Origin of the sequence: Bacillus sp. BR3(2024) (genome assembly GCF_039134555.1) — a bacterium.
GTDB classification, from domain to species: Bacteria; Bacillota; Bacilli; order Bacillales; family Bacillaceae_G; genus Bacillus_A; species Bacillus_A cereus.
In genome coordinates this window covers 4,951,547-4,965,761 of record NZ_CP152433.1, presented here as the reverse complement: position 1 = coordinate 4,965,761, position 14,215 = coordinate 4,951,547, and the positions used below count along the sequence as shown (strand labels likewise).

Sequence of the window (14,215 nt, the reverse complement as noted above, 5' to 3'; positions counted from 1 at the left end):
CGGTTGAACCTTATAGAGAGGGCGGTAATTATGATGACTACAGCAGAACAAATTCCATTCCAATTGATTTTAAATAGTGGTAACGCACGAAGCTTTGCGATGGAGGCACTTCAATTTGCCAAACAGGGGAAAATGGCAGAAGCAGATAAAGCGATGGTAAAGGCAAAAGAAGCGATTAATGAAGCGCATCATTTCCAAACAGAGCTCATACAATCAGAAGCAAGAGGAGAAAAAACAGAGGTTAGTGTTCTTTTAATTCACGCACAAGATCATTTAATGAATGCGATTACAGTGAAAGAATTAGCAGCAGAGTTTATCGATCTTTATAAAAAGCTTGAAGCGAAAGGGGAATAAAGCATGACTGGAATTAAAATTGCTACAATCGGCGGTGGATCTAGTTATACACCAGAGTTAATTGAAGGATTTATTAAGCGTTATGATGAGCTTCCTGTTCGTGAAATTTGGTTAGTAGATATTGAGGCAGGAAAAGAAAAGTTAGAAATCGTTGGTAACTTAGCGAAACGTATGGTGAAAAAATCAGGCTTACCAATCGAGGTACATTTAACACTTGATCGCCGTGAAGCATTAAAAGATGCTGACTTCGTAACAACACAACTTCGCGTTGGTTTATTAGAAGCACGTGCAAAAGATGAAGCAATTCCGTTAAAGTATGATGTAATCGGTCAGGAAACGAATGGTCCTGGTGGTTTATTCAAAGCGTTGAGAACGATTCCTGTTATTTTAGATATTTGTAAGGATATGGAGGAGCTCTGTCCGAATGCATGGTTAATTAACTTTGCAAATCCAGCTGGTATGGTAACAGAGGCTGTCCTTCGTTATACAAATATTCAAAGAGTAGTTGGTCTATGTAACGTTCCAATCGGAATTCGTATGGGTCTTGCAAGATTACTTGAAGTAGATGCGAGTCGTGTTCACGTTGATTTCGCAGGTTTAAATCATATGGTATACGGACTAGATGTATACTTAGATGGTGTAAGTGTAATGGACCGTGTGTTAGAGCTTGTGACAGATCCAGAAAAACAAATTACGATGGAAAATATCGCAGCGCTTAACTGGGAGCCAGACTTTATTCGAGGACTTCGTGCGATTCCATGTCCATACCATCGTTATTACTACAAAACACGTGAAATGTTAGAAGAAGAGAAAGAAGCTTCTGTTGAAAAAGGTACACGTGCAGAAGTAGTAAAACAATTAGAAAATGATTTATTTGAGTTATATAAAGACCCGAACTTAGATATTAAACCACCACAATTAGAAAAACGTGGCGGAGCTTATTATAGTGATGCAGCATGTAGCTTAATTACGTCTATTTACAATAATAAAGGTGATATCCAGCCTGTTAATACACGAAACAACGGAACAATTGCAAGCTTACCACATGATTCAGCTGTTGAAGTGAACTGTATTATTACGAAAGAAGGCCCAAAACCAATTGCAGTTGGAGACCTTCCAGTACCAGTTCGCGGTTTAGTACAACAAATTAAATCATTTGAGCGCACAACAATTGAAGCTGCTGTTACAGGGGATTATCATAAGGCGCTGCTTGCTACGACAATCAATCCACTTGTACCATCAGATAAAGTTGCAAAACAAATTTTAGATGAAATGTTGGAAGCACATAAAGAGTATCTTCCACAGTTCTTTAAAAAGGTAGAGAAGTAAAAGCGGCGCTATTTAGCCCGCTTTTTTTATTCTATTAGGAGGTATTATGATGATTAAGTTAATTGTAAATGCAGATGATTTCGGTCTTACAGAAGGTACAAATTACGGCATTATTGATGGGCATATAAATGGACTTGTAAATTCAACGACGATGATGATGAATATGCCAGGAACAGAGCATGCGGTACGCTTAGCGAAAGAGTATAACCTACTCGGAGTAGGCGTACATCTCGTATTAACGGCAGGAGAACCACTGTTAAAGGATGTACCGTCACTCATAGGGGCAAACGGGTCGTTTCATAAACAAAGTGTTGTAAGGGAAGGGAATATAAATCCAGAAGAAGTTGAGAGAGAATGGACTGCTCAAATTGAGCAGTTTTTATCTTACGGATTAACACCAACTCATTTAGATAGTCATCATCATGTGCATGGTTTACCGATTTTACATGATGTTCTTGAGAGATTAGCGGCTAAATATAATGTTCCGATTCGTCGTTGTGAGGAAGATAGAGCGGTGCATCCATTTTCTGATGTGTTTTACAGTGACTTTTATGCGGATGGTGTGACGGAAGATTACTTTGTGAAGTTAAAAGAAAGAGTACAAGGTGAACAAACGGTAGAAATTATGGTTCATCCAGCTTATATTGATCCAGAGCTTGTGAAGCGTTCTTCTTACGTAATGGATCGTGTGAAGGAATTGCGTATTTTAACAGAGAGTGAGTTGCCAGAAGGCATAGAGCTTGTGAAGTTTTAATAGAAAAAACGACGGCTACATCATGCCGTCGTTTTTTCTATTTATAAAATGGACAGAATATATCCGCCAAAGGCTCCCAGTATAACGATAACCCAAGGTGGTGTTTTCCAAAAAGCTAGTAAGCAAAAAAGAAGCGAAGCGAAAACGAAATCTGAAGCATTTATAACTGTACTCGTCCAAATAGGATCGTAAAAAGCGGCAATTAAAATACCAACAACTGCGGCGTTAACACCAAGTAGTGCGCCTTGTATGAATGATATTTTTCTCACACTGTTCCAAAATGGTAAAACACCAATAACGAGTAAGAAAGCAGGGAGGAAAATCGCAATTGTTGCGAGTGTTGCCCCGAGCGTCCCGTTTAATACTGCTCCTATATAAGAGGCGAATGTAAATAGTGGTCCTGGTACTGCTTGTGTTAATCCGTATCCAGCTAGGAACTGTTCTTTCGTCATCATTCCGTTTTGTGCGAACTCACCTTCAAGAAGGGGCAGCACGACGTGTCCTCCTCCAAATACAAGTGCGCCAGAGCGATAGAAACTATCAAATAAAGCGATGTAATAAGAAAACGGTCTTAATATCGGTAGCAGTAGTAATAGTCCAAAGAATAAGACGAGACAAGAAACTGCTATCTTTTTTGAAATAGGTACTTTTATATTTTGAGATTGGCTAATTGGTTGGTTGCGATATAAAAACCAACCGATAAAGCCACATAGTATAATAAGGATGACTTGTGTCCAACTATTTGGCCATAATAAGGCAATTGCGGCAGTTACAATCGCAATCGTCGCACGGTTGCGATCTGGAGTTAACTTTCGCGCCATTCCCCATATGGCATGAGCGACAATAGCTACTGCTACAAGTTTTAGTCCATGAATCCAGCCAGCACTTCCAAGATCGAACTGATTAAGGAATGAGGCGAAGAAAACCAAAACAAGTATAGACGGTAAAGTGAATCCAATCCATGAAATAATAGCTCCTAATAGTCCGCCTCTTAATAATCCAACCCCCATACCGACTTGACTGCTGGCAGGACCAGGAAGGAATTGACATAGCGCTACCAAATCTCCATAGCTTCGTTCATCCATCCATTTTCTTTTTTGCACGTATTCGTGGTGAAAATAGCCGAGATGAGCGACAGGACCGCCGAATGAAGTAAGTCCTAATTTAAATGAGACGAGAAAAATCTCTAATAATGTGTGAAAGATGTGTTTGTTTTTTTTCAAAATAACCTCCTATAATGTTTTTCTATGTGCATTATACAAGAGACTTTCAATCTACAGGAACGATTTTAATGTAAAGATTTTGTGAATCTTTTCTTTGTAATTAAAATTGAAAAAGTCATAAATGATTATGTCTAAACCATAAAGTAGTAGAAGTAGTGCTGGGAAATTTATATAAGGAGAATGCCTTATGACAACACATTTCTTTGCCAGGTTAACAGGTAAGAGGGAAGTGCCTCCTGTAAATACAGAAGCTTTTGGGGTAGCAGAGTTTATTTTTAGTGATGATTTAACGAAATTGCATTACAGAGTAATACTAAAAAATATAGAAAAGGTTACATCGTGTCAAATTCATTTAGGGAAGTTTACTCAAATTGGTCCTGTTGTTTTATATTTGTATGGTCCACTGGAGCAAGGGATTAGTTTGAACGAGGGAAGTATTACTGGTGTAGTGAATGTAGAGGATTTTGAGGGACCTTTACAAGGGAAATCATTTGTACATTTACTTCAAGAAATTATTCAAGCAAATGTATATGTTAATGTCCATACGAAATCACAAAAAAGAGGAGAAATAAGAGGGCGAGTTAGAAAAGTAAAGAAGTAGAGGAAAAGGCTGTCCATATGTTGGAACAGCCTTTTCTCATTATATAAGGTGCTAGTTTTAGCGATTATTGTCGGTAAATCGATATGTTTTGAAAATCACTGATATAATCTGAGTTGCGCCGATATAACTCACGTTACGGTCGATATTTTTAAAAAAGGCCTCAATTAATTTTTAACAGGCTGATTTTTAATAAAGAAGTCCATAACGTAAAATACTTCGTCATCAGGTATTTGTATTTCAAATGTATTTTCAATCGGTTGCAATGCTTTTTTTACTTTCATATACATCCAGTATTCATCTTGTCTTCTTTTCTCTTTATCAGGGTGAGGAAGAAGGCTTTCTCCTTTTTGAAGACGGTCAACCATACAGCTCATATGCAGAATAACCCCCATTAAGCTATCAGGAGTTAGCTGTAAGGAAATTAATTCTTGAATTGTATTTAATGCGTAACGAATTGTTTTAATAAGTAATGCTCCATCGTTACGCTGCATTTGTTGTTCAAGAATATCCGCCATTTTTGCATATGTTTCTTCATACGTAATTAATTCTTGAATGGGCTGAATCGCTGTGTAGTTTACGATGTCATGGAAATGATATGTTAAGCACGGCACTTGCACATCGAAATTCGTGACGATACAAATGATATTACGCTCTTTTTTTATGTTCTCGATCATTTTCGTTAAATCTTTTTCATGGACGATACTAATCGGAATAATTTCAATTAAGTCTTTATCAAATCGTAAATAGTTCTCTAACATTTTTTGAATAGCTAAAGCACTTCCTTCACCAGTTAAACAAGCTGTTAAAATAACAGATTTCATTGGAGAGAGAGGTTTTTTCTTTTCTTCTTGTACGTTTAAGTAAAACGGTGTTAAATTTTTTACTGTTTCATACAGCGCATCTAATGAATAACCGAGCTGAGCTTTTCGAGCTGCTTCTAGTGCATGTGGTGTGCTCGTCATCGAGAGAACACGTACAGGGATTTTGAACTCCGTTTCTAATATGTCACCGATATAAGCAAGTGACCCCATATCGACAAGTAAGAGCAGCCCATTTACATTTTGTAGTGTTTTCATATACACTTTCACACGTTCCAAGAAATCTTTCGGTGATTCGTGTAACGGCATATCAATACCGGTTACTTCCTCAATGCCGAGAAGTTCGTTTGCAACGTTTGCCATTTCAGTTGCGATGCCATTACCGTGTGCTAATATTAATACTTTTACTTCTGTTTGTGAGGCAGGAATTGGATCAACAACGAAGAACATTGTTAAAAAGCCAGCTTCATCAATAGGCATTGTTATTTGTAATTCTTCCTCCAGTAGTTGAATGCATTGCATAGCTACGGAAAAAGCTTCTTTATATTTCGTACGAATTTGATTTAATTGTGGGTGATGTATTTGTTTTCCGCTTTGTAAACGTTGTAGAGTTGTCTGTACATGTAAACTTAAAGCAAGAAATACTTTTTCATCAAACGTCTTAGATAAATGCTTTTCAGCAAGTTCCGCTATTTTTTCACATACGGAAACGATATTACGATCCACAATTTTAAAAACATTTTCATGGCTTGTTTTTTTGGATATTTGGTTAAAATATTGTACGAAAAAGCTTTGAACATCATTTTCTATTAGTAATTCTAATTCTTCCTCTTCAATACCACGTGCTTGAAGTTCTTCGTATTTATAGTCAATATAATCGTAAATAGAAGAGCGTTTTTCATCTTCTGTTTTATGATTACTCCAACCTTCCTCACCTGTAAATACAAATGTTTCATTTGGTATTTGGTATAGGTGACGGCTCTTCCTTTCAATGAATAACCCTTCTTTCATATACCAAGGTAAATCTGTACTTGAAACATAGACAGAATCACGTTTCTTTGTGACCAAATCAGAATAGGCTTTCGCACAGGCAATTTGAACATCTGTTTTTAATTGACCGATGTTATTGGGACAATTGTAAAAGACGAAAGCACGCATTGCATTTGGGCTAACGTGAATGTCTTTTCGCAGACGAATTGCTTCATTTGTGAAAAATAGCTGTAGTAAAGCAAAGCGCTCTTTATGTGTACGCTCACGAAGTGGTGGCAGCGTAACAGTCATCGGTATACGTCTTGTAAATGTTTTTAATAAAAATGAATTTGGTTCTTCTGTTGTTGCAGTAATGATTAATACTTGTGCTTTACGTTCGTTCTCTGTTTCTCCAAGGCGGCGGTATACTCCGCGGTCAATAAAGGTGAAAAGCATTTCTTGTCCCTCTGGAGGCAGGCGATGTACTTCATCTAAGAAAAGAATTCCTTCATGTGCTTTTTCAATTAACCCTTTTTGATCACTTGCTCCTGTATAAGCTCCTTTTTTAATCCCAAATAATTGCCCGAGTAGTAACTGTGGATTATTTGCATAATCAGCACAGTTAAAGACGATAAATGGTGCATCTTTGGGAAGCTGTTCAACTTCAATTGCATATTCGTGCATTAAAGAAGCAAACATAGACTTTCCGACCCCTGTTTCTCCCAGTAGTAAAGTATGCATACCGTTTGGAGGATAGAGAATAGAAGCTTTCGCTTTTTCAATTGCAATTTTAAGGCTCGTATTTTCAATTGCAAATGTATCCAATGAAGTTATGTCTTTTGAATGCGTTTCCAACGAAGTGTTCGTTTCTATGTAAAAACGAACAGGTCGCGTATTTGTTTTTAATAAACGTTTATCTTTTACAAGTTTGTTTAAATCGCTACTTACATTGGCGCGATCTAGTTGCAGAAATGTAGCGAGTTCTGATGCGGTTACACCTTCTGTATAATTGCCTTTTTGTATTGCGTTAAAAATGAGATCTATTCGTTTCATTTCTATTCACCTCGAAACTTCATCACTATTTAAAATTTTACACAAAAATGGGAAGGGTGGGAAGAGAAAAATAAAACAGCTTTAGCACATAGGCACTAAAGCTGTTACAATCTTGTGTCTTTCCAAAAATTTACCTTGAGATGAGAAGAAGGATTATAGGGAAGAAGTTTGTATCCTTGTGACTGTAAGTAATCAATTACTTTTGGCAGTATTTGTACGGTTACACTCGAATCATGCATTAAAATGACTTCGACTTGTTCATCACTTTGATTACGTACTCTTTCGAGTATGGCAGAAGGATTGTCATAGCTTTTCCAGTCGTATGTATCGATCGTCCAATCCCACATTTTATACTGGGCCGATACAAGTGCGTCACGGTAATTCTTTTTTAAGTAAGGCATACTACCATATGGAACGCGAACGAGATGTGTATTTAATTTCGTAACTTGCTGGACAATGCTTTGTGTTTGCTCCATTTCTGCAATTAAAGTGGAAGGGTCACCAGTGTAAAGGCGTTTTACATCGTGTGACATACTGTGAAGTCCGATATAATGTCCGTCTTTAATTAATCGTTGCATTGTCTTTTTATAATGTGGTACTTTTCCACCAATAACAAAGAAAGTTGCTTTTCCGTTCTTTTCTTTTAAGATGTTTAAAATTTGTGTAGTATATTTGTTTGGCCCGTCATCAAATGTTAAGTACGCAATTTTTTGTGTAGGAGAAGTTGTTTCAGCATTTGGATGATATTCAGCAGGAATAACAGTTGTTGCTTCAGTATTAGATGATACGTACATAGTAATCGTTAAAAATAAAATAATACATTGAAATACTCGCTTGATCATAACATTCACCCTCAGTTTGACAATCAAGATGTAAAAAAAGAAAACTTGATACTTTTCTTATTATGTATATCTTTCTCCAATAGAGGAACTCTCAAACAATCTATATTTTGGAAATATAAAATATGGAATAAAAAATAGCAGCCTCTTATAAGAAAGAGGATGCTATTTGAATATTTCATAATTGAAAAGGCTATACTACAATTAGTCTTCGCGTTTTTTCACTTTTTTATAAAAGGAAATGATTGGTTTGTAGCGTTCATGTACAAGCCCGATTATTTCAGCGATGATTTCTGTGAAGAAAATCAAAGCGAAAAGAAGAATAATGGATAACCATAATGTTGCAGTAGTGAAAATAATGGCATTTACACTAAAGAAAATACCGAATGCGTATATAATTAGTACCGTTTTGCGATGAGAGAATCCCATTGCAAGTAAGCGGTGATGTAAATGCGATTTATCTGGTGCTGAAATAGGTTTTTTATTTACGATACGACGGATGATTGCAAATATCGTATCAAATATAGGTACACCTAAAATGATAATTGGAACGATAAAACTGAATAACGTTACACTTTTGTATAATCCAAGTAACGATATAACAGAAATACAGTATCCTAAAAATAGTGCTCCTGTATCTCCCATGAAAATTTTTGCTGGATGGAAGTTGTAGAATAAAAATCCAATTGTACTTGCTAATATAATTAATGCAAGTGGCAATATAATAGCTGTTCCAGTACCCCATGGGCTAGTGAAGGCCATATATGCTAGCGTTGCAAGTACGATAGATGAAATCCCAGCAGATAATCCATCTAAGCCGTCAATTAAGTTGATTGCATTCGTAATACCTACAAGCCAAAATACTGTAATTGGATAAGCAAGCCATCCAAGTTCAGTATCCCCAAAGAATGGGATATATAATACTTGCACTAATAATCCACTTTTTACAATCATAATGGCAACTAACAGTTGTCCACCGAATTTTACTCTCGCAGATAACTCGTACATATCATCTAAGATTCCGATGATTACAATGATAATCGCACCTAGCGTTATCGATAACATTCTTTGCTCATATAAGCCGCCGACAACAAATCCTACAGCTACACCAATAAATATTGCCAACCCGCCAAGACGTGGCATAATCTTTTGGTGCACTTTACGTGCGTTTGGCTTATCTGTCGCTCCTATTTTAAAAGCTAATTTAATAACTAAAGGAGTAACGACGAGTACAGTGATGAAAGATGCCAAAATGGCATAAATCACTTGTGAGTCCATTAATACCCCACCCTTTATAGTCTAACGTATTTTTTTAATGAATTTATCTGAAAATTATGATGTTTATTTACAGGCTCATAACATATGGTATCACAAAAAGATTAGAATTCAATCTTTTTTTCTTTTTACGGTTAATGGAAGCGGATAGAATATATGACAATTGTATATAGAATGTTGAATCATATAAGAAGGTTAATCGTACTGGGCTTTGGAATGTAACATTTCCTCTTTTTCTTCAATAGTGAATACTTTTATTTCAGTATTATAAGTGTTGCACGTAGAAATGAGTAAGTTTCGTGTTAAAATGTGGGAATTTATCACGCGTGAACTGGCAGCCGGATTCTCACTGATTAAGTTTTACTTTATAGTGCATTTAATTTTACAAAAACTTTAAAAAAAGTAAGGGAAGTAATTCATATAATGAAGAAGGAAAAGGGTTTTCTCATTTTTAATATGAGAGGGGGAAGCGCAGGGAGAGTTCTATATTTCATATCTTTTCTATTGTAAATTCCTGTGCGAAAAGGAAATGAAAATTACGATAGTAGGTACTGGATATGTTGGATTGATTACAGGAGTAGGATTAGCAAAATTAGGGCATTCAGTTACATGTTTTGATATAGATGATGAAAAAATTGAACGGATAAAAAAAGGGGATTTACCTATTTATGAGGTTAGATTACATGAATTAATAAATTATACATATGAGAATAATGCTTTAATTTTTACATCAAATAAAGAAGAGGCATTTGATGATGTAGAGTTTATATTTATTGCAGTTGGAACACCACCTTTATTAGATGGGACGGCAGATTTAACGTATATTCAGAGTGCTTGTAACGATATTGGATTATATGCGACGAACGATATTATTGTTGTTACGAAAAGTACAGTTCCAGTAGGTACAAATCATGTAATGAAGGGATGGATTGAGGAGAAGTTAAAAGGGAGGCATACAGTACATATCGTATCGAATCCAGAGTTTTTGCGTGAAGGTTCAGGTATTTATGATTTCTTTCATGGAGATCGTATTGTAATTGGAGCGGATAGTGAGGAAGTAGCAAGAAGAGTAGAGAGTTTGTATAGTGAATTATGTTTAGAAACGTATGTTACAGATATTAAAAGTGCAGAGATGATTAAATACGCGTCGAATGCCTTTTTAGCTACAAAGATTAGTTTCATTAATGAAATTTCAAATATATGTGAGAAGGTAGGCGCGAATGTATTGGATGTTGCCAAAGGGATGGGAATGGATAAGAGAATTGGTGCATCTTTTTTAAATGCGGGCATTGGCTACGGAGGGTCGTGTTTTCCGAAAGATACGAAAGCGCTGGTGCAAATTGCGGGAAATGTTGCTCATGATTTTCGTTTGTTAAAAGCGGTTATTGAAGTAAATAATAAGCAACAGCTGCTATTGATTGAAAAAGCGAAAAAAGTTATGAACATGAGTAAAAAGCGGATTGCAGTTCTTGGCGCATCCTTTAAACCGAATACGGATGATATTAGAGAGGCATCATCTCTTATTATAATAGAAGCATTACTTAATATAGGTGCAGAAATTGTTCTTTACGACCCAAAAGCAATTCAATATGTAAAAAATATATTTGGAGATGCTATACAATATAGTAGATGTATAGATGAATCGATTAGAGATGCGAGTGCGGTTTTTATCGTAACAGAATGGGAAGATATTCAAACTTATCCGTTAGAAAAGTACGTACAACTTATGAGGGAGCCTATTTTATTTGATGGGAGAAATTGTTATACTGATGAAGATGTTAAGAAACAAAAGATAGATTATTACTCGGTGGGAAGAAAAAGTATTTGTAATAGAAAAGTTTCTGTTATGCGTTAAAAAGGGATGTACTCATGCATATTTTTATATGTCATAATAGGAGCTGTAATTAGTGAAAGAAAAGAGGCAATCACATGACTGAACGTTTAAAAGTAATGACAATTTTCGGGACACGTCCAGAAGCAATTAAAATGGCACCTCTTGTATTAGAGTTGCAAAAACACCCAGAAAAAATTGAATCGATTGTGACTGTAACAGCACAGCATCGCCAAATGTTAGATCAAGTATTAAGTATCTTTGGAATTACGCCAGATTTCGATTTAAATATCATGAAAGACCGCCAAACTTTAATTGATGTTACAACGCGTGGTTTAGAAGGTTTGGATAAAGTAATGAAAGAAGCGAAGCCGGATATTGTACTTGTACATGGTGATACAACAACAACATTTATTGCAAGCTTAGCTGCTTTTTATAATCAAATTCCAGTAGGTCATGTTGAGGCGGGCCTTCGTACATGGGATAAGTATTCTCCATACCCAGAAGAGATGAATCGTCAATTAACAGGTGTAATGGCGGATCTTCATTTCTCACCAACAGCAAAATCAGCAACGAACTTACAGAAGGAAAATAAAGATGAGTCACGTATTTTCATTACAGGAAATACAGCGATTGACGCGCTACAAACGACTGTAAAAGAAACATATAGTCATCCTGTACTAGAGAAACTTGGAAATGATCGTCTTGTACTTATGACAGCTCACCGCCGTGAAAACTTAGGTGAACCGATGCGTAATATGTTCCGTGCAATTAAGCGTCTTGTTGATAAGCATGAAGATGTACAAGTTGTGTACCCTGTTCATATGAACCCTGTTGTTCGTGAAATAGCAAATGAAATTTTAGGTGAACATAACCGTATTCATTTAATTGAGCCGCTAGATGTAATTGATTTCCACAATGTTGCAGCTCGTTCATACTTAATGTTAACGGATTCTGGTGGTGTACAAGAAGAAGCTCCATCACTTGGTGTACCAGTTCTTGTTCTTCGTGATACAACAGAGCGCCCTGAAGGTATTGAAGCAGGTACGCTGAAATTAGCAGGAACAGACGAAGAGACAATCTTTGGTCTTGCTGATGAGCTGTTATCAGATAAAGAAGCTCATGATAAGATGGCGAAAGCATCTAATCCTTACGGTGATGGTCGTGCATCAGAGCGTATTGTAGAAGCAATTTTACAGCACTTTAATAAGTAAATAAAAAAGGCCCAATCGAATAGATTGGGCCTTTTTGTTACGGCTGATTGCGCATAATCCACTCTGCATGAGCATTTGTAGAAGGTGGCGGATCAGTTGGTGTTTTATTTTGGTTTGTTGCTTTTTTTGTTTGTTCGTTAGAATTAGAACTTGAATTTAAATCAGGATTTGAGTTGTTTTTTGTAGTTGGGTTTTTTGCTTTTTCTCCTAATTCTTTTTCAATTTCGTTACGCACCGTTTCTACACTGATTGGATCTGGAAGGAAGTAATAAATACCGCCTATCTTTTTGTCTTCGCCTTCAAGCTTTAACGTTTGCATTGTAGAAGGATCAAATCCAGAAAGTTTATTATAAAGAGCAAGTCCGTCTGAAATAGGAATGTCGGTTTTTATATATTTTCCAACGACAGCTGTTAAATCTTTAATTTTAAATACAGTAGAGGTGGAGTTTAGTTTATGAGCAACAGCGGCCAGTAATTGTCTTTGTCTAGCAGCTCGACCATAATCGCCATTTGGATCTTGCTTTCGCATACGGACGTAAGCAAGTGCTTCTTCACCGTTTAAGTTTTGCTGTCCTTGCTTAAATTGAATTTTTTTGTAGTAATCCACGTCAGAGCGCTCCCAGAAATCGAAGGGTACGTCAACGGTAACGCCGCCAACAGCATCAACGATACCTTTAAAGCCTTGGAAATCAATTTTCAGATAATGGTCTACAGGAACTTTTAGAAAGCCTTCGACAGTTTTGATTGCCATTTCTTCTCCGCCGTAAGCATGGGCAGCGTTAATTTTGTCTTCCTTATTTTTGCCAACAATTTTAACTCGAGAATCACGAGGAATACTCATAAGTGAAATCTTTTGCGTTTTTGGATTGACTGTTGCAAACATTAATGAGTCTGTACGACCATTTTGACCATCTGTCGCATAATCTTCTATACCCATAATGAGAATTGTAAAAGGTTCTTTTGTAATTTCTACATCTTTGTTTCTTAAATCTGATTTTTCACGAGTAAAACCACTATACATCCCCATAAGAGAAGAGTAAGAATTTAACACATAAACTCCTATGCTGCCAAATAAAAATGCGAAAATAAGGAAGAAGAAAAGTTTCCTTCTTCGCTTCTTTTTTATTCTGCTATTTTGGAGATGATAATAACGTTCTTCCATATATAATCTCCTTAGTTCGTTAGTTCATTTGTAGGGAAGTAATTCACTACATTAATCTTTGAAGGTGATAAATTGGTTATGCTTAGATAACATCTTGTTCCAAGTACAACATATCTCCTTCTGTAATTGTACATTTCCCGTTTGTTAATTCAATCATCCAATCTGTAAATGCTTGTTTGCCGTCTTCTTCTACATACGTATCAAATGTGACATTTTCTAGATAATGAATATCTTTAATGGCATATTTTGAATTGCGTAATTCATTTTCCACTTTGCCAAGTAATGTGTAATCAATCTCGGTTTGCATCACACGCATTAGTTTTCGCTGGACAACACCGACATGATTAATGCCTTCGCTTGTACACTTTCCATATGCACGAATTAATCCACCTGCACCAAGTTTAATGCCACCAAAATAGCGTGTTACAACAACGACGGTATCTTTTAGTCCCCGTTTTTTAAGTACTTCCAGCATTGGTACGCCAGCTGTACCGCTAGGCTCGCCGTCATCATTTGCTTTTTGAATATGATCTTGTTCGCCAATTAAATAAGCGGAACAATTATGTGTTGCATTCCAATGTTGTTTTTTTATTTTTTGTATAAATTCTTGAGCCTCTTCCTCAGTCGTTGCTCGGCTAATATAACAAATAAATCTTGATTTTTGAATGACGATTTCGTGTTCGCCGTAGTCTTTGATTGTTAAATATTGTAATAGCACTTGTGTACGCCCCTATCTATCAAAATGACTAGTACTTTCCATTTTAAAAGCGAGCCTTTTTATATTCAAACATTT

Annotated in this window: 12 protein-coding genes; 6 read left to right on the top strand and 6 right to left on the bottom strand. The window is 36.2% G+C overall.

What is annotated here, in order from left to right; all coding sequences use genetic code 11:
• Positions 1 to 30: 30 nt before the first annotated feature.
• From V7S45_RS25680 to chbG, 3 genes are read left to right on the top strand one after another with little or no spacing between them, the layout of a single operon-like run.
• Positions 31 to 354 carry a PTS lactose/cellobiose transporter subunit IIA gene (locus tag V7S45_RS25680; RefSeq protein WP_025686698.1) on the top strand — a complete coding sequence of 108 codons (324 nt, stop codon included), beginning with the start codon at positions 31 to 33 and terminating at the stop codon, positions 352 to 354.
• Between the two features lie 3 nt (positions 355 to 357).
• On the top strand, positions 358 to 1,683 hold the full coding sequence (gene celF / locus V7S45_RS25675; RefSeq protein WP_342761561.1) for a 6-phospho-beta-glucosidase: 1,326 nt from the start codon (positions 358 to 360) through the stop codon (positions 1,681 to 1,683).
• Between the two features lie 49 nt (positions 1,684 to 1,732).
• Entirely contained in the window at positions 1,733 to 2,437 is a 705-nt protein-coding gene (chbG, locus tag V7S45_RS25670) for a chitin disaccharide deacetylase (RefSeq protein WP_025686697.1), read from the top strand.
• A 41-nt stretch (positions 2,438 to 2,478) separates the two neighbouring features.
• Here chbG and V7S45_RS25665 read toward each other — a convergent pair whose 3' ends face one another.
• Positions 2,479 to 3,660, bottom strand: a complete 1,182-nt coding sequence (locus tag V7S45_RS25665; RefSeq protein ID WP_342761560.1) for a chromate transporter — start codon at positions 3,658 to 3,660, stop codon at positions 2,479 to 2,481.
• A 187-nt stretch (positions 3,661 to 3,847) separates the two neighbouring features.
• Between V7S45_RS25665 and exsM the strand changes: the two genes are divergently transcribed.
• Positions 3,848 to 4,261 (top strand): exosporium regulatory protein ExsM, encoded by a 414-nt coding sequence (gene exsM / locus V7S45_RS25660; protein WP_025686695.1) that lies wholly within the window; start codon positions 3,848 to 3,850, stop codon positions 4,259 to 4,261.
• Positions 4,262 to 4,425: 164 nt separating this feature from the next.
• Here exsM and V7S45_RS25655 read toward each other — a convergent pair whose 3' ends face one another.
• From V7S45_RS25655 to V7S45_RS25645, 3 genes are all read right to left on the bottom strand, one after another.
• Positions 4,426 to 7,101, bottom strand: coding sequence for a PRD domain-containing protein (locus tag V7S45_RS25655; protein WP_025686694.1), 2,676 nt, complete (start codon positions 7,099 to 7,101; stop codon positions 4,426 to 4,428).
• A gap of 104 nt (positions 7,102 to 7,205) precedes the next feature.
• Positions 7,206 to 7,943 carry a polysaccharide deacetylase family protein gene (locus V7S45_RS25650; RefSeq protein ID WP_089607725.1) on the bottom strand — a complete coding sequence of 246 codons (738 nt, stop codon included), beginning with the start codon at positions 7,941 to 7,943 and terminating at the stop codon, positions 7,206 to 7,208.
• Between the two features lie 201 nt (positions 7,944 to 8,144).
• Positions 8,145 to 9,218, bottom strand: a complete 1,074-nt coding sequence (locus tag V7S45_RS25645) for an MraY family glycosyltransferase (protein WP_006917642.1) — start codon at positions 9,216 to 9,218, stop codon at positions 8,145 to 8,147.
• Positions 9,219 to 9,744: 526 nt separating this feature from the next.
• Between V7S45_RS25645 and V7S45_RS25640 the strand changes: the two genes are divergently transcribed.
• Together V7S45_RS25640 and wecB are read left to right on the top strand one after the other, a co-directional pair.
• On the top strand, positions 9,745 to 11,070 hold the full coding sequence (locus V7S45_RS25640; RefSeq protein ID WP_342761559.1) for a UDP-glucose/GDP-mannose dehydrogenase family protein: 1,326 nt from the start codon (positions 9,745 to 9,747) through the stop codon (positions 11,068 to 11,070).
• Positions 11,071 to 11,144: 74 nt separating this feature from the next.
• Positions 11,145 to 12,260: a UDP-N-acetylglucosamine 2-epimerase (non-hydrolyzing) gene (wecB, locus tag V7S45_RS25635; protein WP_000140145.1), complete on the top strand. Its 1,116-nt coding sequence runs from the start codon at positions 11,145 to 11,147 to the stop codon at positions 12,258 to 12,260.
• 37 nt (positions 12,261 to 12,297) lie between these two features.
• Here the strand turns inward: wecB and V7S45_RS25630 are convergent, their stop codons facing one another.
• The gene (locus V7S45_RS25630; RefSeq protein WP_342761558.1) at positions 12,298 to 13,422 is read right to left on the bottom strand and encodes an LCP family protein; all 1,125 of its coding nucleotides are present in this window, start codon (positions 13,420 to 13,422) and stop codon (positions 12,298 to 12,300) included.
• Positions 13,423 to 13,504: 82 nt separating this feature from the next.
• Positions 13,505 to 14,140: a YigZ family protein gene (locus V7S45_RS25625; protein ID WP_000926669.1), complete on the bottom strand. Its 636-nt coding sequence runs from the start codon at positions 14,138 to 14,140 to the stop codon at positions 13,505 to 13,507.
• Between the last annotated feature and the right edge of the window lie 75 nt (positions 14,141 to 14,215).

What these genes read in the sequence shown, in the direction of transcription:
- chbG (WP_025686697.1), top strand. Translation starts at nt 1,733, where the DNA reads ATGATTAAGTTAATTGTAAATGCAGATGATTTCGGTCTTACAGAAGGT.
- V7S45_RS25655 (WP_025686694.1), bottom strand. Translation starts at nt 7,101, where the DNA reads ATGAAACGAATAGATCTCATTTTTAACGCAATACAAAAAGGCAATTAT.
- V7S45_RS25680 (WP_025686698.1), top strand. Translation starts at nt 31, where the DNA reads ATGATGACTACAGCAGAACAAATTCCATTCCAATTGATTTTAAATAGT.
- V7S45_RS25640 (WP_342761559.1), top strand. Translation starts at nt 9,745, where the DNA reads ATGAAAATTACGATAGTAGGTACTGGATATGTTGGATTGATTACAGGA.
- V7S45_RS25630 (WP_342761558.1), bottom strand. Translation starts at nt 13,422, where the DNA reads ATGGAAGAACGTTATTATCATCTCCAAAATAGCAGAATAAAAAAGAAG.
- celF (WP_342761561.1), top strand. Translation starts at nt 358, where the DNA reads ATGACTGGAATTAAAATTGCTACAATCGGCGGTGGATCTAGTTATACA.
- V7S45_RS25650 (WP_089607725.1), bottom strand. Translation starts at nt 7,943, where the DNA reads ATGATCAAGCGAGTATTTCAATGTATTATTTTATTTTTAACGATTACT.
- V7S45_RS25645 (WP_006917642.1), bottom strand. Translation starts at nt 9,218, where the DNA reads ATGGACTCACAAGTGATTTATGCCATTTTGGCATCTTTCATCACTGTA.
- wecB (WP_000140145.1), top strand. Translation starts at nt 11,145, where the DNA reads ATGACTGAACGTTTAAAAGTAATGACAATTTTCGGGACACGTCCAGAA.
- exsM (WP_025686695.1), top strand. Translation starts at nt 3,848, where the DNA reads ATGACAACACATTTCTTTGCCAGGTTAACAGGTAAGAGGGAAGTGCCT.